This window comes from Acinetobacter sp. NIPH 298, from assembly GCF_000369505.1.
Classification (GTDB): domain Bacteria; phylum Pseudomonadota; class Gammaproteobacteria; order Pseudomonadales; family Moraxellaceae; genus Acinetobacter.
This window is the reverse complement of sequence record NZ_KB850053.1, coordinates 175,577-193,946: the sequence shown is the minus strand read 5'-3', so window position 1 is coordinate 193,946 and position 18,370 is coordinate 175,577. Positions and strand designations below refer to the sequence as shown.

The 18,370-nt window shown below is 39.2% G+C and carries 20 protein-coding genes; 9 read left to right on the top strand and 11 right to left on the bottom strand.

What is annotated here, in order from left to right:
• Positions 1-121: 121 nt before the first annotated feature.
• Positions 122-1,216 (bottom strand): AI-2E family transporter, encoded by a 1,095-nt coding sequence (locus F903_RS00860; protein ID WP_171063513.1) that lies wholly within the window; start codon positions 1,214-1,216, stop codon positions 122-124.
• 121 nt (positions 1,217-1,337) lie between these two features.
• Complete coding sequence (locus tag F903_RS00855; RefSeq protein ID WP_034594731.1) at positions 1,338-1,982, bottom strand: ParA family protein; 645 nt, start codon at positions 1,980-1,982, stop codon at positions 1,338-1,340.
• 127 nt (positions 1,983-2,109) lie between these two features.
• Between F903_RS00855 and F903_RS00850 the strand changes: the two genes are divergently transcribed.
• The 3 genes from F903_RS00850 (at position 2,110) to F903_RS00840 (ending at position 4,264) form a co-directional block, all read left to right on the top strand.
• A complete protein-coding gene (locus F903_RS00850) occupies positions 2,110-2,577 on the top strand; it encodes a Holliday junction resolvase-like protein (protein ID WP_005193778.1) in 468 nt (155 codons plus the stop codon).
• A gap of 141 nt (positions 2,578-2,718) precedes the next feature.
• Complete coding sequence (locus F903_RS00845; RefSeq protein WP_005193777.1) at positions 2,719-3,282, top strand: hypothetical protein; 564 nt, start codon at positions 2,719-2,721, stop codon at positions 3,280-3,282.
• A 355-nt stretch (positions 3,283-3,637) separates the two neighbouring features.
• Positions 3,638-4,264: a hypothetical protein gene (locus F903_RS00840; protein ID WP_155757034.1), complete on the top strand. Its 627-nt coding sequence runs from the start codon at positions 3,638-3,640 to the stop codon at positions 4,262-4,264.
• A gap of 105 nt (positions 4,265-4,369) precedes the next feature.
• Here the strand turns inward: F903_RS00840 and F903_RS00835 are convergent, their stop codons facing one another.
• Positions 4,370-4,930 (bottom strand): hypothetical protein, encoded by a 561-nt coding sequence (locus F903_RS00835; protein WP_005193772.1) that lies wholly within the window; start codon positions 4,928-4,930, stop codon positions 4,370-4,372.
• A gap of 11 nt (positions 4,931-4,941) precedes the next feature.
• Positions 4,942-5,721: a class I SAM-dependent methyltransferase gene (locus F903_RS00830; RefSeq protein ID WP_005193771.1), complete on the bottom strand. Its 780-nt coding sequence runs from the start codon at positions 5,719-5,721 to the stop codon at positions 4,942-4,944.
• A 120-nt stretch (positions 5,722-5,841) separates the two neighbouring features.
• Here F903_RS00830 and F903_RS00825 point away from each other — a divergent pair, with 120 nt between their 5' ends.
• On the top strand, positions 5,842-7,113 hold the full coding sequence (locus F903_RS00825) for a hypothetical protein (protein ID WP_034594630.1): 1,272 nt from the start codon (positions 5,842-5,844) through the stop codon (positions 7,111-7,113).
• 72 nt (positions 7,114-7,185) lie between these two features.
• Here the strand turns inward: F903_RS00825 and F903_RS00820 are convergent, their stop codons facing one another.
• The gene (locus F903_RS00820) at positions 7,186-7,860 is read right to left on the bottom strand and encodes a hypothetical protein (protein ID WP_005193767.1); all 675 of its coding nucleotides are present in this window, start codon (positions 7,858-7,860) and stop codon (positions 7,186-7,188) included.
• 588 nt (positions 7,861-8,448) lie between these two features.
• Here F903_RS00820 and F903_RS00815 point away from each other — a divergent pair.
• Positions 8,449-8,757 (top strand): hypothetical protein, encoded by a 309-nt coding sequence (locus tag F903_RS00815; RefSeq protein WP_005193765.1) that lies wholly within the window; start codon positions 8,449-8,451, stop codon positions 8,755-8,757.
• Between the two features lie 72 nt (positions 8,758-8,829).
• Positions 8,830-10,176, top strand: a complete 1,347-nt coding sequence (locus tag F903_RS00810) for a S8 family peptidase (protein WP_034594729.1) — start codon at positions 8,830-8,832, stop codon at positions 10,174-10,176.
• A 100-nt stretch (positions 10,177-10,276) separates the two neighbouring features.
• Here F903_RS00810 and F903_RS00805 read toward each other — a convergent pair whose 3' ends face one another.
• The 5 genes from F903_RS00805 to glyQ all read right to left on the bottom strand — a co-directional run bounded on the left by F903_RS00805 (position 10,277) and on the right by glyQ (position 15,004).
• Positions 10,277-10,723: a hypothetical protein gene (locus F903_RS00805; protein ID WP_005193761.1), complete on the bottom strand. Its 447-nt coding sequence runs from the start codon at positions 10,721-10,723 to the stop codon at positions 10,277-10,279.
• Positions 10,724-10,759: 36 nt separating this feature from the next.
• On the bottom strand, positions 10,760-11,185 hold the full coding sequence (locus F903_RS00800; RefSeq protein ID WP_005193760.1) for a hypothetical protein: 426 nt from the start codon (positions 11,183-11,185) through the stop codon (positions 10,760-10,762).
• Positions 11,186-11,461: 276 nt separating this feature from the next.
• Positions 11,462-11,872 (bottom strand): hypothetical protein, encoded by a 411-nt coding sequence (locus tag F903_RS00795; RefSeq protein ID WP_034594626.1) that lies wholly within the window; start codon positions 11,870-11,872, stop codon positions 11,462-11,464.
• Positions 11,873-11,945: 73 nt separating this feature from the next.
• The gene (gene glyS, locus F903_RS00790; protein WP_005193756.1) at positions 11,946-14,015 is read right to left on the bottom strand and encodes a glycine--tRNA ligase subunit beta; all 2,070 of its coding nucleotides are present in this window, start codon (positions 14,013-14,015) and stop codon (positions 11,946-11,948) included.
• On the bottom strand, positions 14,015-15,004 hold the full coding sequence (glyQ, locus tag F903_RS00785; protein WP_005193755.1) for a glycine--tRNA ligase subunit alpha: 990 nt from the start codon (positions 15,002-15,004) through the stop codon (positions 14,015-14,017). Before glyQ ends, glyS begins: the two co-directional genes overlap by 1 nt.
• A 119-nt stretch (positions 15,005-15,123) precedes the next feature.
• On the opposite strand from glyQ, the gene F903_RS00780 reads away from it, so the two are divergent.
• Complete coding sequence (locus F903_RS00780) at positions 15,124-15,591, top strand: hypothetical protein (RefSeq protein WP_005193754.1); 468 nt, start codon at positions 15,124-15,126, stop codon at positions 15,589-15,591.
• 42 nt (positions 15,592-15,633) lie between these two features.
• Here the strand turns inward: F903_RS00780 and F903_RS00775 are convergent, their stop codons facing one another.
• On the bottom strand, positions 15,634-16,125 hold the full coding sequence (locus tag F903_RS00775; protein ID WP_005193753.1) for a hypothetical protein: 492 nt from the start codon (positions 16,123-16,125) through the stop codon (positions 15,634-15,636).
• A gap of 164 nt (positions 16,126-16,289) precedes the next feature.
• Between F903_RS00775 and F903_RS00770 the strand changes: the two genes are divergently transcribed.
• Both F903_RS00770 and F903_RS00765 read left to right on the top strand, forming a co-directional pair.
• Positions 16,290-17,552 (top strand): putative DNA modification/repair radical SAM protein, encoded by a 1,263-nt coding sequence (locus F903_RS00770; RefSeq protein WP_005193752.1) that lies wholly within the window; start codon positions 16,290-16,292, stop codon positions 17,550-17,552.
• A 2-nt stretch (positions 17,553-17,554) separates the two neighbouring features.
• Positions 17,555-18,349: a TIGR03915 family putative DNA repair protein gene (locus tag F903_RS00765; RefSeq protein ID WP_005193751.1), complete on the top strand. Its 795-nt coding sequence runs from the start codon at positions 17,555-17,557 to the stop codon at positions 18,347-18,349.
• The last annotated feature ends 21 nt before the right edge of the window (positions 18,350-18,370 follow it).

Sequence of the window (18,370 nt, the reverse complement as noted above, 5' to 3'; positions counted from 1 at the left end):
TTCAAGTAAAAAGAATAAGCAAAATCCGTGCACAGTTATTGTTTTAAAGATTCGTAATGGAAAAATAAATGAATTTTCAAGCAAACTGTGGATATCTTTTAAGATACCCACAGTCTTTTAACTATTTCGTATCAGGTGGTGCTTCAAGTGCTGCAACTGGCTCTTCCACATTTTCATGTAGCCATTCACGCCAAATCGCCAGTAACACGGCCAAAATCACAGGACCGATAAACAAACCGACTAAGCCAAAGCTAGCGACACCGCCGAGGACACCAAACATAATCAAGATGAATGGAATCTGCGTTGCACCTGAGATTACCAGTGGTCGGATCACATTGTCTGCACTACTGACGATCAGTACGCCCCATACGATGACACCAATTGCTTCAACGGTCTGACCTTGAGAAAATAACCATAGCCCGACACCTAAATATGAAATAGGCGTACCAAATGGAATCAGGGCTAAAAAGAAGGTCACAATCGTCAGTAACATTGGATTCGGCACACCTGCGACGAAGTAACTTAAACCCGCCAAAAGTGCTTGTGCAACTGCAGTTAAACCAACGCCGTACACAACAGCACGTGTTGTTTCTGAGATGGTTTGTAGATAATGGTGGACACGCGGCCCGATCACCATTTCTAAAGCACGACTGACTTGTGCCAATATGGTTTGTCCATCACGATAGAAAAAGAAGAGGGTCATCAGAGCAAACGTCAGTTTGATCAAATTACGGCTAATTTCACTCAGGACAAAACGACCATAGCTCAAATGGCTTTGAATCCATTCCGCGATATTTTTTGCAATGCTATTTGGATCACTGCTTAATTCATTCAGTGTGTGGCTAATGTCTCCGCCAATAATCGGCAGGTTCTTAATAAAATCAGGGATCTGAACATGCCCTGAAAAGAGTTGTTTTTGTAAATTAAAATATAAATTACGACCTTCAAGTTGCAACATAAAGATCGCGAAAATAAATGGAACCCCAATCACCAAAATGACCAAACTGATCATAATCGTGGCATTTAGGGTGGGGCGATGCTCGCCAAAAAATCGACGTTGTACCCATAGATAAACAGGCCAAGTCATATAGGCAATAATCGCAGCCCAAAGGACAGGAACAATAAAGTATTTGAGGATATTAAATCCCAAAAACATTAAGACAAAGAACAGTCCAAACAGCAAAACGCGTTGTAATACGGGAGCGTATTGTTGCACCATAGTTTTCTCTAGTGCTGGAAATTGAATAGATCCATATTAACTGAAAAACCAGTTTAGGGATATTTTCCTGCTGATCTTTTAAGATTTAATATCAAAAGATTACGTTTCTTTGCAAAGCTTAGAACCACTCACTGGGATCATCGACCAACTGGTTTAAAACAGGCTGCCATTGGTTTTGAATCAGCACAAAATTCTTCTGCGGTTTATCAAAAATACTTAGACCTTGCATCGCCAACGTACCATAAGCACTACGTTCAGAAATCCAAGCGACAGGAGGGTGCTCGATTTTGGTAAAGAAGTTCTGGATATCTTTGGAGCTGGCACTGTTTGCTTTGACGCGGTTGGCGATCAATAGGATTTGTACTTTTCCTTTACGAATCCGTTTGATCTCTTGCAAGTGTTTGAGAAAGCGACGGGTACTATCAATATCAAAGAATGACGGTTGTATTGGCGTCACAATCGCATGTGCTTCGCTGACCAACTGTTCAGCATGCTCACCTGAAAGTGCTCCAGGTGCATCAATGATCAAATAGTCCAGATTCTTAGGCGCGTCGCCAATTGATTTCTCATGTCGCCAATCAAGACTTTGGATTTCTGTCACTGTTTCAGGACGTTGTTTTAACCATTGTAATGAAGATTTTTGGTTGTCCGCATCTGCTAAAGCAACCTTATACCCTTTTTGTGATAATGCCGTGGCAAGGGTGATCGCAGTCATGGTTTTACCACAACCACCTTTTTGATTTGCGATTAATATTGTCTTCATGAACTCTTTTTTAACAGGTCTCTTATATTCAATCATACCTTAGCATCTTTTTGATAAGAGTGCGTGACACATGACAAAAGTTTAATGTTGCAGTTAAATAGCACGGCGATAGATAAGGAACATTTTTATGTCAATTTGGCTTGCAATGCTGATTGGTGGATGTATTGGGGTGGTACTGACGACGCTTATTTTGTCTCATAGTCGTAATGGGCGTATTCAAGCCGAGTATGAGCAATACATTGCTGAACTCGAATTGGAACATAAGCAAGCATTGTTAGATGCGCAGAAGCGTAGCGTAAATACCAGTCGTGCGGTGTTGAAAGGTAAAATGGCAGAGCAGTTTGCACCGATTTTGCCTGAGTTTCGGTATTTACCCAGTGACGCTAAGTTTTTAGGGGATCCAGTCGATTATGTGGTGTTTGATGGTTATACCGATTTTCGAGATGGCGATGGTGAAGCCGAAGATATTGAAGTGATCTTACTCGATATCAAAAGCGGTGGTGCGCGGCTGAGTAAAGGACAGCAGGCGATTGCGCAAGCAATCAGTGAGGGACGGGTCAGGTTCGAAACTGTACGAATTGATTTTGCTGAATAGTCATGTGGTTTCTAACGGCACAAAAATATGACCAAAGTGAAGCTGATTGTTACTAAAAAAAGCAACTTCATTCACGGTCTAGGCATAGTATAAAAGGAATGATGTTCTAAGATTTTAGTCATTTTGGAGGATGATCGAGCCATGAACAAAAGTCTTTGGATCAGTTTATGCATGGTTGCTGCAATGGGGCAAACACATGCATCAACCAATCAGGCAGAATATAATATTGCCAATGGTTTATCGCCTGTTGTGAAATATCAGTCCATTTCGGTATTAAAACCGTTTGATGGGAATTTTCGTATATTGGGTTCAAAAGTTTATCACGATGATGAACAAGCGAAGTTTTCTCCTATCGATTATGCAGTCAGTTTAGATTTGTTTGCTGATCCAGAGATTGCACGGACCATTTCAGTACGTCAGTATGATCGGTACTTAAACTGGAACATGAAAAAACTACCCGTACCACCGGATCAAGCATTAAAAATGGTGTCAAATATGCACATCATTCCTGCCAATCCTGAAATCGCAAAGCAAATTAAGCAGGTCAAGCGTGGCGATTTGGTCAATTTAAAGGGTGAGTTGGTTGAGGTGCGTGATAAAGATCTGGTCTGGACATCCTCTTTGACACCCGGTGGTGTAGGCGATGGCGCTTGCGAATTATTTCGTGTGAGTTCGATTGAATGGGTCGAAAGACAGAAGATTTAATGTGCGTTTGAGTAAAAACTTGACTATCTTACATGTAACCAGTTGAATATGAATTAATCGTAGAGTATTTGCTGCCCTAAAATTCCAGACGAATATTTTTTTAATATAAAAAACTGAACGAAATCGCCAACCTACTTTATTCATATTAGATGGGTTAGTTAGTTCTGATATTAAAGTGCCTAAATTTCATTAATGAAATATATTGTATAAGTTTTTGGAAAATTTGATAATTATATTTGGTTATATAAATTTTCAAACTGGTCAATAAATGATATATTGAATCATCAAAAACATTACAATCCTTTACACAATGAAGAAGTTAATATTTATAGGTTTACTCTTATCTGTAACAACGGTGAATGCAGCAACTAAAAAAGTAAATTTAAGTTTGGGCGAATATATTATGTTGTTGGCTGCGAATGGCCAAGCAGTTCAACTATATCTGAATGATTCTCTAAATTTTAATAAGACAATTCGACCTTATACTGAAGCAGAAGCTAAGAATTTCGCTTGCAATACGATCTATTTATTAAATGAAAATATTAAATTGACACAAAAATATCCTGAATATGCGAACGTGCCGAATGTTAAAAGTTATGTTGCTACACATCAGGAGCAAATAGTGAAAATGACTGCTGTAAAGGGTAATGCAAAGTGTTCAAGTTTATTAGTTTATACACCTAAAGGGAGTCAATCAGAGGGCATTCCATTAAATATGCCATCAAATGAGGGTAGTCAACTAATTATAAAATATTACGAAGAAAGAGAAAGACTAAGTAATGAAATAAATTTAGCAACAGACGAGCAAACAAGAACTAAGAGGGTTTGTGAATTGATAGGATTAGGGGTTATAACTGAAATGAATTTATCAAATTATAATAATTTAAGAACTAGCCAAGAAAGTAAACAAGTTTTCTCGACTATAAAACAAGATGAATTGAATTTAAGAAAGAAAATACCTATGTTACATAAGTGTGGTTGAAGAAATATGGATAAAAATCAACGATAAATAGATACTGCAAATAGCCAAAATTTTCATGTGTAGAGGGTCTGTTAACCCTCTATCTATTTATGAGGATTACTCAGTCTACATTTTAGTTTCAGATGTTTGTGAACTTTTCCAATGATGCAATTGGCTTTGCGCATGTAGATAGCCATTTAATTGCTCGACCTGATCGGTCGAATTTTGAGATGGATTAGAATAACGACTTTGTTCTAACGCCTTGGCTTGATTGTCCCAATAATCATAAAGTAAACCCTGAATATAGCGACCTTGTTCAGTTTTGAGTTCCAAGTCTTTCAACATATTGAGTGCAGAACGTACATTGTCTTTTTGGCGCTGCTGTTCAAACTCTGCTGTTAAGCTGCCATCTTGTTTCATTTTAGCCAATTCAATTTCCATGCTATCGGTCATCTCGGTAAAGCGTTGCTCATATTCATCCAAGATCGCAATATCATGTGCATCATCAGCCGTAGTTGGAAACTGTTTAATTGGCATTGGATTGAGTTGACCAATTGCATCATTGACTGAATTGGTTTGAGCTTCATTTTGCGTTTTAGGCTCTTGGTCTTTATTACATGCACTGAGCAGCAAGGCGGAACCCAATACGCAGCTCATGGCAAGTGTTGTTTTATATATAGCTTTCATAAATAAACTCATTAATTCGATATTTTTTGAAAATGATAAGCATAAGTGACATAAGGGAAATCTATCTGATCTTGCGCAGTTAATCCCGTAAAATCAAATACAATTTGTTCGAACTTGGTTTTGAGTTGTTGTTGATCGCTTGGTGCTAGGGCTGCGATAAAGCTGGTAGAGAGCAGACGCTTACTCACCACTTGTTCGACTGTACCGCGATGTATCAATTGAAATGTTTGTACATCGATGGGTTTAAACAAATTCTGACCGTCAAAAACCTGCTTCCATTTCCCGCTGTGATAACGTGGGCTATCTCCTTCAAATGGTGCAATTTCATCAGCTAACGCTTTCACCCAATTGACCTCAATGTCTCGCTGATTCCAAATCAAGCCGACATGCCCAGATGCGGTTAATACGCGATGCATTTCACTTAGACTCTCAATATTTGAGAACCAATGAAAAGACTGCGCGCAAACAATCGCATCAATTGACTGATCGCTTAGAGGAAGATGATCACTCGAGGATTGAATACATTCAATGTTAGGATAGCTGTGTTGAAGTTGTTGCAACATTTCTAAGATAGGCTCAACCGCGATCACTTTTGCCTGTGTCTGAATCAAGTAAGGTAAGAATTTGCCAGTCCCAGAGCCGAGGTCAACAACAGTTGAATTTTCACCTATTTGGAGCCGATCTTGCAGCCAAATGACTGTTTCTTGTGGGTAACTGGGTCGAACTTGTTGGTACAGTTTAGCCCCCAAACTAAAGCCTTTTTGTGCGGTAGGATGTAAGGATTGTGTCATTTTTTGCGCTTTTTAATCTGACTGATCTCTATAAAATAAGATACTCCGCAATTAAGGATTGGCAAAGCCATCATTTGATGACTTGTTGATTCACACCTAGGAATATTTTTCAGTGTGAGCATGGATAAACAAATAATATTTGAAGATGATCATATTCGCGTTATTTTTTTAAAAGGTTCAAGTGACACGTTAGTGGTTTCGTTTGGCGATTTGATTAGTCGCGCTAAAGGCATGTCCATTAATGCTGAAAAATCATTAATAAAATATCAATACAACGTCATCGGCATTATGCCGAAGCAGAAGACATGGTTTCCCAAACGCAGCATGCTTGCCATGCAGCAACAGATTCAACCGATCTTGCAGCAATTTAAACAGATTGTGGGCTATGGTGGCTCGATGGGCGGTTATGCTGCGATTAAATATTCAAATTTATTGAATATGCAAAAAATCGTGGCTTTTGTTCCGCAATACTCCATCGATCCTGACATGGTGCAAGACCGTCGTTATGCTGAATTTTTTGATGCATCAATTCATCAAGATATGCAAATTCAAGCGGATGAAGTCGATCCTGCACGTGAATACATTATTGTCTATGATCCTTATTATGCCGAAGATAAAGAGCATTTTTTAAAGATCCAGCCGTTGTTGCCAAAGATGCATGTGATTCATTTACCTTTTACAGGGCATGAGGCACTCTCTGTGTTGGCCAGTTCAGAACTTTTAAATGATTTCGTTGTAAAGCCATTTGATATCACCTATTTCTATCGACGTGTTCGAGAAGTCAAAAAGCAAAGTAAGTTTTATTATCGCCATGTGCTGGATGCTTTATTGCACCGACATCATCGTGCTTTATTAAAAATATTGGAAAATAATGACTTGCAATTGGATGAGCGTTATTTTGATGCAACCATAAAGCAAAAACTGGTGCAGCAATTATTTAAGCTTAAACAAGGAACTGAACAGAACCTACATAAGTTGGGCGCGATTCCGCATTTTGTGCAACACGCTGAAGCTTTGAGTCCGAATGTCAGAACGACGCAACAAAACTTTTTGGTTTTCAATGTGGTGACTTTAAAGCTCGAAAGTTATGCGGCAGATATTATTGCTGCAAATCATCAGTATCTTTTGCCATTAAAGGTTCAGCCCAATGCTTTGGTCGAACTTGATTTGAATAATGAACGCTACTTACTCACCATGAATGATCGTGGTATTCATAAATTGATTCCCGTTGGCGAACCATTACCTTTAGATCAGTCACCATTGGTTTTTAAACAGTATGCTGATTTTTGTAGTGTGAGCTATAAGCAATTGACTTTATGTTGTGGTGCTGAAGGTTTGAGTCATTTTATCGAAAATAATGCGGATGAGCAGACCAAGCTATACTGCTGTTGAGCCAAATATGTATGCAATAAAAAAAGCCTTTTGAACGTTCAAAAGGCTTTTTTTGTGGTGAATATGTCGAGCTTAGTTTGCGCCGACTTTTGCATTGGTGTTTACATTGGCATTTACACCTAATACCTTCACGCCAACATTTGCACCAGCTTGCGCTTGTTTTTTATCTGCATTTAAGCCTGTTTGTGCTTGAACAGATGAATTTCCAGCATGAACGCCTGCTTGGGTATTCAGACCCACTGATTTTGGTTCAGCTTTACGTTCCTGATAACGTTTTTTTGCTTCTGCACGTTTTTCAGCAGCTAAGTTTTTGCCATCAACGGCTTTATCTACCGTATAGTCTTTCGAGTTTTTAACAGCTACACCAGTGGTATGTACGGCTTTTGCTGTTTTATCCGCTACGAAGGTTTTACCATCAACAGCTTTATCTACCGAATAGTCTTTTGAATTCTTAATCGCTGTACCTGTGCTATGAACAACATTTGAGCCGACATTCGCAGCCGTACCAACGGTTTTTTGAGTTGCATTTACACCAGTATTCACAGCGGTATGACCAACATGATGTGCTGCTTGACCAACACCTTGTGCGGTATTTTTAACTGCACCAGTAACGCCCTTAATTAAGCCGTTTGACTGAACAGAAACTTGGGCTGAGCCACTTGCATTTGCGCCGACGTTTTGAGCAAAGACAGATGCAGAAGCAAGAATACTTGTTGTTACGATAGCAGTTTTGATCATTTTTTTCATATTGCGGTTCCTTAAGTGATGTGCCATATCAGGGCACTTCATAAACGCAATTGCATCATAGCGAGCAAAAAGGAGAAAGCTATGGATTTCAGCAAAACTTTACAAGTAGATTACAGCTTAAACACACTATAGAGATAAATTGTGAAGAGAGATTAGGAAACTAAATATGTGAAAAATATAATTTTAATTATAAGTAAAAACAAGTTAATTGACGATTAAATAAATAAAAATAAAACCAAATGCACTTCTTTAAGGAAATTAAAGAATGAATGGGGGAGCCAAATATCAAGTTCAAATCATCTAAATTAAAAGTGGCATTTTTATTGCTTGGTCTAAAAGTGTGGAAAAATTATTTTGGTTTTTCATTAAATTCAATTGTCTTTATAGAAAACCATACATCTCTCAAATGATTCTACGTCGAGGTAAAAAGCTGTCTAAAAGTTGAGCGCAATAACGAATTTTTATGTACAATTTTGAATGTTAGTAAAACATTAAAATTAACATGAATATTAAAGTTAATAAAACTTATCTTTTAGATGATTCAAACAAAACCTTGCGATAAACAGTAAAAAAAATTGGAGCATATGAATGAAAAAGATCGCGGCATTTTTACTTTTATTGATTGGAGTGGGTGCGATCGTGCTCTATTTCCAGCCATCCGATCCCTTAACGTCTTCCCAAGATCAGTATATCCATCAGATGAAAGATGAATATCTTGAAGTTATTCCAACAACATTAAACAAAGAGGAGAACAACACCACTGAAATAACAACAACTTTATTGAATCAATCGGAACAGTCGAATGAAGAGGCGCAATTTTATAACACCAAAAGTGATCCTGCGATTCAACCGATAGATCCAGAAAAAGATCCTGCAAATGAAATTAAAACGCTTTAATCGTTTAGTGGACTTTACCCAAGACCACTAGAGGTTCAAATGTTCTTTATCCGAGAACAATGGAGATATAAATTGAAAAATAAAACGTTATTATTACTAAGTTTATGTGCTTTATACAGTACAAGCTCTTCTGCTGCAGCTTTAAATGCAACTCAATTAAAGCAGCAGTTGAGTTCAAGTGCAGTAGCCAAAGTTGCCCAAGGAAAAATTGATCTGAATGCCTTGGTGAGCAATGAATCTAATGATTTACTGATTGAATATGAGACGAACTTTTCTCATATATCGCCAAGCCTTGAAAAGCGGAGTTATATTGCTGAAGGCAAAACACAGTTTAAAAATAAGTTTGCCAAAGCATCAGGCTTTCAAACTTTACGTGAGTTTAATGGACTGCCTTTAGGTTTATATCGCATCCAAGATCGTGAAACATTAGCAAAGGTTTTAAATGATCCGTCAGTGAAGGGTGTTTACCCGAACCGAAAAAATTCACCGACCACGATGCAAAGTCTCCCTTTAATTAACCAACCACAAGCTGAAACGAATGGTTTTACAGGCGATGGATCTAGTGTGGTGGTGATTGATACAGGTGTAAATTATAAACATGCTGACTTTGGCTGTACCGCAGTCAATACCCCTGCATCGACTTGTCGGGTGGTGTATTCCTTTGACAGTGCGCCCGATGACGGCAGCTTAGATGATGACGGACATGGCAGTAATGTTTCAGCGATTGTTGCCAAAGTTGCGACTAAAACCAAAATCATTGGCATCGATGCATTTAGAAAGGTCAGATATCAAGGGCAATGGGTGAGCACTGCCTATGATAGCGATATCCTCGCAGGTATTAATTGGGCGGTCAATAATGCTCAAGCTTATAACATTAAAGCGATTAACATGAGTTTAGGTGTATCTGGGGTGAAATATACGTCTGAATGTCAAAACAGTAGTTATGCCACTGCTTTCGCCAACGCACGAGCAGCAGGTGTTGCGCCTGTGGTTGCTTCGGGTAACGATGGATTTGCAGATGGGATATCTTCACCTGCTTGTGTTGCAGGTGCGGTGCGTGTAGGGGCTGTGTACGATAGTAATCTGGGGAATATGGCATGGAGTAATTGTACAGATCGAACCACGACTGCTGACAAAGTGACTTGTTTTAGTAATGGTGGTTCATTGGTCACTTTACTTGCACCAGGTGCATTGATTACTGCTGGCGGTGAAACTCAGGGCGGGACATCACAAGCTGCACCACATGTTGCAGGGGCGATTGCATTATTGCGTGCCAATAGTGTGAGTCCGACTGAAAGCATTGATCAAACCATCAATCGTTTGAAAGTAACTGGCAAACCAGTTACTGATACGCGAACTGGTTTGGTATTCCCACGTATTGATGTGTTGGCTGCGAGCAGTGGCTTATCATCAAATTGAGTTAATTTTTTATAGTTTAAATTGACCTCAAGCGTGTTTAAAAGTGCCATAACTCGTTGCAGATAGAGATATCTACAACGAGTTTTTATTTAAGAAGTAATTAGTGACATTGAGCTAAGTTGCTTTGGTTAAAATGGCTTTTTAACTTGTTAAAGTTACTTTTTACGTCGGTATTTTGAATATCAAATATGGTGACTTTGCGAGTATTTTGATCTAACTCAGGTTTGTGAGTCGTGTTATTAACTGGACTGTTAGGCGCGTAGTGAAAGGTTTCCGAAAATGCACGATTGAGTTTATCTTTTCTAAAGTCCCAAGTCTCAGTACTTTCACCACCTTCTAAGTAACCTGTAAATTTGATCACGCAACGGTCTTTGTATTTACTGAGCGTTGCAATATTAGTTTTTGTATCGGGCAGCGCATCAATATTTTCAACTTGTTCCAATTGCGTTATGGGAAATACGGTTTGAGTTGGTGTAAGCGAACATGCAGTGAACCCAACACTGCTTGCTATGGTCAATAGGGTTATTTTGAATGGCTTGTTAATCATTATTTGATGCATTCCTATAAGTTCTATTTAATCGTATTAATTTGATGATGGAGCGCTTAGTTCAGCACGTTCGATGGGTACATTTCCATCATTTGTACCCACTACAGCATCTTTGGTGTCTTGCCATTTCTTTGCAGTATAAGTTTTTGCTTTCTCAGTTTGTTCTTGAACAATGACGGACTGTTCAGCACTGTATTCTTTGGTACTTTTCCATTTTTTACCGATTTTTTGTGATGTGTTTTCAGATGCACCTTGAATCGAATCACCTAGGTTCTGCATGCCTTTGCCTGCTTTATAGAGCAGTACACGCGCTAAGTTTGGATTATCTCCATACGGTTTAACATTGGATTGGGTTTCACTCGATGTATGTGTTGGTGTCGTTGTTGTTGTATCCGTTGCCCAGAGTGAAGATGATGCAATCAATGTAGTGGCGAAACATAAAACTTTTACTTTGTTCATCATCTTTTCTTTCCTTTGAGCGATCTCATTGCAATAGAGTTTTATAGCTTATCGTTCGGTAGAAGAAAAGAGTGGGGATGATGTGAAATTGATACAGTTATGTATAAAGGATGAATTTCTAGTTGGAAAGAATAAAGGGGTCTATACAAGAAGTCTTTATTGAATCGTAAGTTAATATTTAACCTTGTCATACATGTATTCTACCATTGCTCCTGCAAATAAAAGCTCAAGCTCTTATTGCACAAAGTTAAGTAAATTTAGGAAGCATTAGTGTTTTAATTATTGGATCCTTACAACTTTTTCAACACGGTCTGATGAATCATAGATAACCTGAATAACGACATTATCACCTCTAGTTGCTGACTCAGGAATTGATAATTTATCTATTAGTGGTTCAAACTTTATGTAGCCTGCCATTAATCCATTGTAGAGTGCTTGTCCATATCGTTTGGATGCACTGCCTCTTTTGTAAAATATAAAAGTGTCGACCCGTTTATCACCGATTAATTTGCTTGAGTTTGGTGTAACCACTTTGCTAATAAATTCACTTCTAGCCATTCCAATAGCAATAGGATTTTGTATATTTTGATTATGTTCTATCTCAGGCTGCGCTTTGGAACTAGGATTTAAATTACAACCAGTTTGTACCATAGATAGTAGGAGAAGAAATGATATAGCGTATTTATTCATATGCTTATAAGTCTATTCAAAAGAAAATAAATAAAAACCCGCTTCTAAAAGCGGGTTTTTTATAAAAAGTAAATTAACCCTGCAACACACTCACATCAGCAACAGCGGTAAATAAGCCACGCAACTGAGCGAGTAAACGTAAACGGTTGGCTTTCAATTCAGCGTCGTCTGCCATAACCATGACACCTTCAAAGAAAGCATCAATTGGCGCGCGAAGGGCAGCAAGCTTAGACAACGCTTCAGTATAGTTACGTGCATCAAGCAAAGGCTGAACCATTGGTGTTAAAGCAGATAATTCCGCATAAAGTGCTTTTTCAGCAGCTTCAACTAGATTCGCTTCAACTACAGCACCTTCAGGCGTTGCTTCTTTGGCAAGAATATTGGCAACACGCTTATTTGCAGCAGCTAAAGCAGCCGCTTCAGGTAAAGTACGGAAGTGATTGACGGCATTCACACGCTTATCAAAATCAAGTGGCGATTTTGGCGCAAGTGCTTGAACTGATTGTAGAACATCCACTGCAACACCTTGATCTTCGTACTTGGCACGATAACGACCTTCAAGGAAAGCAACTGCATCAGCATGCGTCTTGTCATGATCTTTAACCACATCGCCATAACCTTGCAGTGCAAAATTAACCAGTTCTTCAATCGTGACATTGAGTTCATTTTCAATGATTAAACGTAAGATACCGATTGCAGAACGACGGAGTGCAAATGGGTCTTTAGAACCTGTTGGCGCTTGACCAATACCAAAAATACCAACAAGCGTATCTAAACGATCTGCAAGCGCAATCGTTGTACCAGTCTTGGTTTGTGGTAAAACATCACCCGCAAACTTAGGTAAGTACTGCTCACCTAAAGCTTCAGCAACTTCATGATTCTCACCTTCAAGACGGGCATAGTAAGTCCCTGCAATACCTTGAAGTTCAGGGAATTCACCAACGAGTTCAGAGGTTAAGTCGCATTTCGCAAGGAAAGCTGCTTTCTCAGCATCAGTAACATTCGCACCTGTGATAGGTGATAACGCTACCGCCAATTTTGCAATACGTTCTGATTTATTCCAAAGCGTACCCAATTGAGCTTGGAATACCATATTGGCTAATTTTTCTTTGCGGCTTGCAAGCGGTTGCTTTTGGTCTTGTAAGAAGAAGAATTCAGCATCAGACAAACGCGGGCGTACAACTTTCTCATTCCCTTCAATAATTTGAATCGGATCTTTCGACTCAATATTTGAAACGGTGATGAAGTAAGGCTGTAATTTACCTTCAGCATTGATTAAGCAGAAATACTTTTGGTTGTCCTGCATGGTGGTAATCAAAGCTTCTTGAGGAACAGCTAAATAACGCTCTTCAAAAGTCGCACGTAACGCAACTGGCCATTCAACCAAACTGGTCACTTCATTAAGCAAGTTTGCAGGAACAATTGCAGTCGCGTTGACATCATCTGCCAATTTTTTCACTTGTTCTTGAATGGTCGCTTGACGCTTTTCAAAGTCTGCTACCACATATGCTTTTTCTAAAGTCGCTAAGTAATTGTTAGCATGCACCAAAGCCACTGCTTCAGGGGCATGGAAACGATGACCATAAGTCACGTTACCAGCTTTATGATCTTGAATGGTTGCTTCAACCACTTGATCATCTTTCAGCAACACGACCCATTTCACTGGACGCACGAATTCAGTACGGCTTGCCGCTGAACGCATACGTTTTGCGATTGGCAAGTTATCCAATGCAGCCTGCAAAATCTGTGGAAGTAAAGCATCAAGGCTTTGACCTTTCACATCTTTCAAGAAGCAAACTTTTTCAACTTTACCTGCTTGGAACGTCGAAAGCTGATCAACCGTAATGCCTTGACCGCGCATAAAGCCTTCAAGTGCTTTGGTTGCTTTGCCTTCAGCATCATAAGCAGCTTGTACCGCAGGGCCATCAAAACGTTTTTGCGTGTCTGCTTGAGCAGCATCGATATCCACAATTTTCAATGCTAAACGACGTGGCGCAGCATAGGCTTCGATAGAGGTGAAGTTTAAGCCTGCCTCTTTTAAGCCTTTTTCAGTTTCTGCTTTTAAAGCATCACGTAGAGTTTTTAAGCTTTTTGGTGGAAGTTCTTCACAGCCAAGTTCGAATAAAACAGTATGCTTTGTCATTATTTATTCTCCTTCGCTTTTTCAGCTTGGGCTGCATCGAACTCAACTTGTGCTTTTAACTGAGCTAATACTTCATCACGTAAATGTGATTCTGCCATCGGGAAGCCGAGTTTCGCACGCGCAGCCACATAACTTTGTGCAATAGAACGCGCCAAAGTACGCACACGTAAGATATAACGCTGACGTTCAGTAACAGATATTGCACCGCGTGCGTCGAGTAAGTTAAAGCAGTGAGATGCTTTGATCACTTGTTCATAAGCAGGAAGTGGCAGTTCAGCTTCGATTAAACGTGATGCTTCAGCTTCATAGAAGTCGAACAATTCAAACATTTTATCGACTGGTGCGTATTCAAAGTTATAAGTCGATTGCTCAACTTCATTTTGATGGAATACATCGCCGTATGTCACAGTACCGAACTGACCTTTGGTCCAAACAAGATCATAAACCGAGTCTACACCTTGTAGGTACATTGCAAGACGTTCTAAGCCGTAAGTGATTTCACCAGTCACAGGGTAGCATTCAACGCCACCGACTTGCTGGAAGTAAGTGAACTGAGTCACTTCCATACCATTTAACCAGACTTCCCAACCTAAGCCCCAAGCACCAAGTGTTGGAGATTCCCAGTTGTCTTCCACAAAACGAATATCGTGCGTCAGGGTATCAATCCCGATGGCTTTTAAAGAGTCGAGATAAAGCTGTTGGATGTTATCTGGGTTTGGCTTTAATACAACTTGGAACTGATAGTAGTGTTGTAAACGGTTAGGGTTCTCACCATAACGACCATCTTTTGGACGACGTGAAGGTTGAACATAAGCCGCGTTCCAAGTTTCTGGCCCTAATGCACGTAAGAAGGTTGCAGTGTGGAATGTCCCTGCACCCATTTCCATATCATATGGTTGTAATATGACGCAGCCTTGCTCCGCCCAATAGTTTTGTAGGGCAAGAATTAAGCCCTGAAATGTATCAATATGCGATATAGCACGACTCATGGTGCATCCACTGGAATCAAACAAAAATTGTGGTTAAGTATAAGGATTTTGCGGAGTAGTGGCAAAGGTTATAGCTCAAGTTATACTGTTTTTCATCTAGACCAAAATTAAAGCAAATCATGTATCTGACAGATTATGAAAGTAAGTTCCAACGTTGGGAAAACTATGCTGAATTGCCATCTGGTTTATTTTTCCTCATCGATGAATCGGCGTTAGAGACATACTTATCTAAACGTACAAGTTTCTTAAAAGGGTTTGAAGCGACTGAATTTATTCGCCTTATATCTAAAGAGATTCCTAAGTTGTTCGTAGATCAAGTTGCGTTAGACATTTCTGAAAGTTGGAATTCTGATATTGAAATTGCCAAAGTTCGAGACTGGTTGTTTCAATGTAAGATTCCTTTTGATCAAGATGTATATATGCTTTATGACGAGCATGTCATCAAAACCAAATGGAAGGTTTTTGTAAAACATTGGGATATGTTTAGTTGGTCGATTGGGATCAGTTTAGAAATCGTTGACCTTAATCGTAGTTGGTTATTAGAGGTACATCATGAGAATGTACTCACTTTTTATTCGATGAAATAAATAAGTAACCATAAACTTAACTTTGCAACCAGCTTTGAGGTGCTAATCAGGGCATTTCAGCTTTGAATAAGCCTTTGCTTTATTTACAGTTCTGAGTAATAAAACCCAGTTGGTCAGGGCAAATGTGAGGGAGAAGAAACAGAAAATAAGAAAAAAGCCGAATGGGATAATATTAATCTGAGCAGTATTTAAAATCATAATCAGGCTAGGGACAATAGCGGTAAATAAAACTGCATACGCAATAATCGAAAAGAAATTGAGGACTTTATATTTTTTCAATAAAACTTGAACTAAATAGGTTGGAAGGAAAACCAAGATGAAGTAGATCAATGCAATACAGAGTGTGGCAAGAAACATTTCATAGAATACTGTAAATATTTCTATAGAGAAGTAATCATTAGGTGCGAAAAAAGCGGACAATATAAAAAATATTGGAATACCAGCATAGAGAGGGGTTTGAATCAAACAACGCCAAATCTGATCTTTACTGACATCAAGCCGTTGGGTAAGTAATTTATAAAAACTCAGGATCATTGTTTTATCTAAATGAATGGGTTGGGAAATCTGGTTATCGCTAATATTTAACTTATCAACTATACGTCACCTCATGACGCATTGCATCTCCCATGCTCTTAATTTCACAACTTGGAAGTGCTAATTTTTAAACGATATTCTCTGTTCTCCTCAGGTCGTTTGAAATGTCTGATCGCATTCGTGAAAAATTGCAAATTCTTGCGGACGCAGCCAAATATGACGTGTCTTGTTCATCCAGTGGAAGTGACCGTAAAAATAAAGACAAAGGTTTAGGTGATGCCAGTCGGTCCGGGATTTGTCATAGCTATACCGAAGACGGACGTTGCGTTTCGCTGCTGAAAATCTTGTTTAGTAATGTCTGTATTTTTGACTGTGCTTATTGCGTGTCACGCCGTTCTAATGACGTCAAACGTGCTGCATTTACCGTACAGGAAGTGGTTGACCTGACCATTAATTTCTATCGGCGTAATTATATCGAAGGCTTGTTTTTAAGCTCAGGCATTTTCAAATCCGCAGATCACACCATGGAGCGAATGCTGCAAGTGGTGAAAAAACTGCGTCTCGAAGAAAACTTTAATGGCTATATTCATCTTAAAACTATTCCGGGAGCATCACCTGAGCTGATTCATGAAGCAGGGCTTTATGCAGATCGGATGAGCATTAATTTGGAAATGCCAACTGAGATTGGGCTCAAAGCGTTTGCTCCTGAAAAATCACATCAAGAAGTGCAAAAAGATTTAGGACTGGTTCGTGATCGGTTGATTCAACTTAAAGATGAACGTCAAATCATTAAGCATGTCCCGAAATATGTGCCCGCAGGGCAGACCACACAAATGGTGGTTGGCGCACATCAGGAGACTGATCAAGATGTGCTTGTGATGGCAGATCGACATTACAAAGAATTTAAACTCAAACGGGTGTATTTCTCAGGCTATATCCCAATTAATACTGAAAATAATTACTTGCCTGCGGTGGGTTCTGCGCCGCCATTGTTACGTGAAAATCGACTCTATCAGAGTGATTGGCTGATGCGTTTTTATGGTTTTGAAGTCAACGAAATCGTCAATGAAAAACACCCTCATCTTGATCTAGATGTTGACCCAAAACTAAGTTGGGCACTACGACATCCTGAGCAGTTTCCTGTCGATCTAAATCGTGCAGATTACCGTATGATTTTACGTGTACCGGGTATTGGGGTGAAGTCGGCCAAGAAAATCGTGCAAGCCCGTCGATTTGGTAGGGTGCATAGCGATCTGCTAAAACAGCTTGGTGTGGCATATTCAAGAGCGAAGTTTTTTATTCGTTGTGAAGACAGTCCACGCTTCCAAAAGGAACTTTCTTCTCATTACATCCGTCAACAAATTCTGACTCAAGGCTCATCTAAGTATGTCAAACAACTTTCACCTCAACTGAGTTTAGGCTTCTAGTGATGTTAAGTGATGGTATTGCTTATTATTACTTTGATGGTTCAATGGTCGGCTTACTCAATTGCGTCTTTCGTGCTTTTCAATTTAAAGAGTTCCAAGTTCAACTCTGTTTAAATGAAGGGGCGCAGCATGGATTATTTGCCACTGTTGTTGAGATTCCAAATGATGAACAGCATGCGCAACGTGTTTGGTCTGCATTACAACAACGCCTGTCAAAGTCATCGTTAAGACAGTTCTATTTTGCATATTTATCCGAATCGCTGGACGCTTATCAGCATTTATTTAATTACTGTGTCTATGTTTTTCGACATCAACATTCAGTCGAGAAAAATTATTCACATCCCAGCGTTTTGGCGATTTCGCAATGGACGAAAAAGGTGGGGCGCGAAAAACATCGGATGGAGGCATTCATTCGCTTTAAAAAAACCACAGATGAATTGTTTATCAGTTTAATTCGACCTGATTTTAATGTGTTGCCACTGATTCAGCCGCATTTTAAGCGTCGTTATCAAGACCAGCGCTGGCTGATTTATGATGAGCAACGTAAGTATGGTCTTTATTATGATTTACGCGAGATCCATGAAGTCTCTTTAGAAGCCCATCAGATTGACCGTAATATCGAAAATGGGGCGAGTCAGAACTTCCAATTAGAATTAGATCAACAAGAAGAATTATATGATCAGCTTTGGAAAGATTATTTTAATAGTATCAATATCAAGGAGCGTCAGAACATTAAACTTCATGTTCAATACTTGCCAAAACGCTATTGGCGCTACTTAAATGAAAAAATGATCTAAAAATAATTTATCCAAATAATA

Coding starts and splice junctions, on each gene's coding strand:
- F903_RS00855 (WP_034594731.1), bottom strand. CDS start 1,982: ATGAAGACAATATTAATCGCAAATCAAAAAGGTGGTTGTGGTAAAACC.
- F903_RS00850 (WP_005193778.1), top strand. CDS start 2,110: ATGTCAATTTGGCTTGCAATGCTGATTGGTGGATGTATTGGGGTGGTA.
- F903_RS00845 (WP_005193777.1), top strand. CDS start 2,719: ATGAACAAAAGTCTTTGGATCAGTTTATGCATGGTTGCTGCAATGGGG.
- F903_RS00835 (WP_005193772.1), bottom strand. CDS start 4,930: ATGAAAGCTATATATAAAACAACACTTGCCATGAGCTGCGTATTGGGT.
- F903_RS00830 (WP_005193771.1), bottom strand. CDS start 5,721: ATGACACAATCCTTACATCCTACCGCACAAAAAGGCTTTAGTTTGGGG.
- F903_RS00825 (WP_034594630.1), top strand. CDS start 5,842: ATGGATAAACAAATAATATTTGAAGATGATCATATTCGCGTTATTTTT.
- F903_RS00820 (WP_005193767.1), bottom strand. CDS start 7,860: ATGAAAAAAATGATCAAAACTGCTATCGTAACAACAAGTATTCTTGCT.
- F903_RS00815 (WP_005193765.1), top strand. CDS start 8,449: ATGAAAAAGATCGCGGCATTTTTACTTTTATTGATTGGAGTGGGTGCG.
- F903_RS00805 (WP_005193761.1), bottom strand. CDS start 10,723: ATGATTAACAAGCCATTCAAAATAACCCTATTGACCATAGCAAGCAGT.
- F903_RS00800 (WP_005193760.1), bottom strand. CDS start 11,185: ATGATGAACAAAGTAAAAGTTTTATGTTTCGCCACTACATTGATTGCA.
- F903_RS00795 (WP_034594626.1), bottom strand. CDS start 11,872: ATGAATAAATACGCTATATCATTTCTTCTCCTACTATCTATGGTACAA.
- glyS (WP_005193756.1), bottom strand. CDS start 14,015: ATGACAAAGCATACTGTTTTATTCGAACTTGGCTGTGAAGAACTTCCA.
- glyQ (WP_005193755.1), bottom strand. CDS start 15,004: ATGAGTCGTGCTATATCGCATATTGATACATTTCAGGGCTTAATTCTT.
- F903_RS00780 (WP_005193754.1), top strand. CDS start 15,124: ATGTATCTGACAGATTATGAAAGTAAGTTCCAACGTTGGGAAAACTAT.
- F903_RS00775 (WP_005193753.1), bottom strand. CDS start 16,125: ATGATCCTGAGTTTTTATAAATTACTTACCCAACGGCTTGATGTCAGT.
- F903_RS00770 (WP_005193752.1), top strand. CDS start 16,290: ATGTCTGATCGCATTCGTGAAAAATTGCAAATTCTTGCGGACGCAGCC.
- F903_RS00765 (WP_005193751.1), top strand. CDS start 17,555: ATGTTAAGTGATGGTATTGCTTATTATTACTTTGATGGTTCAATGGTC.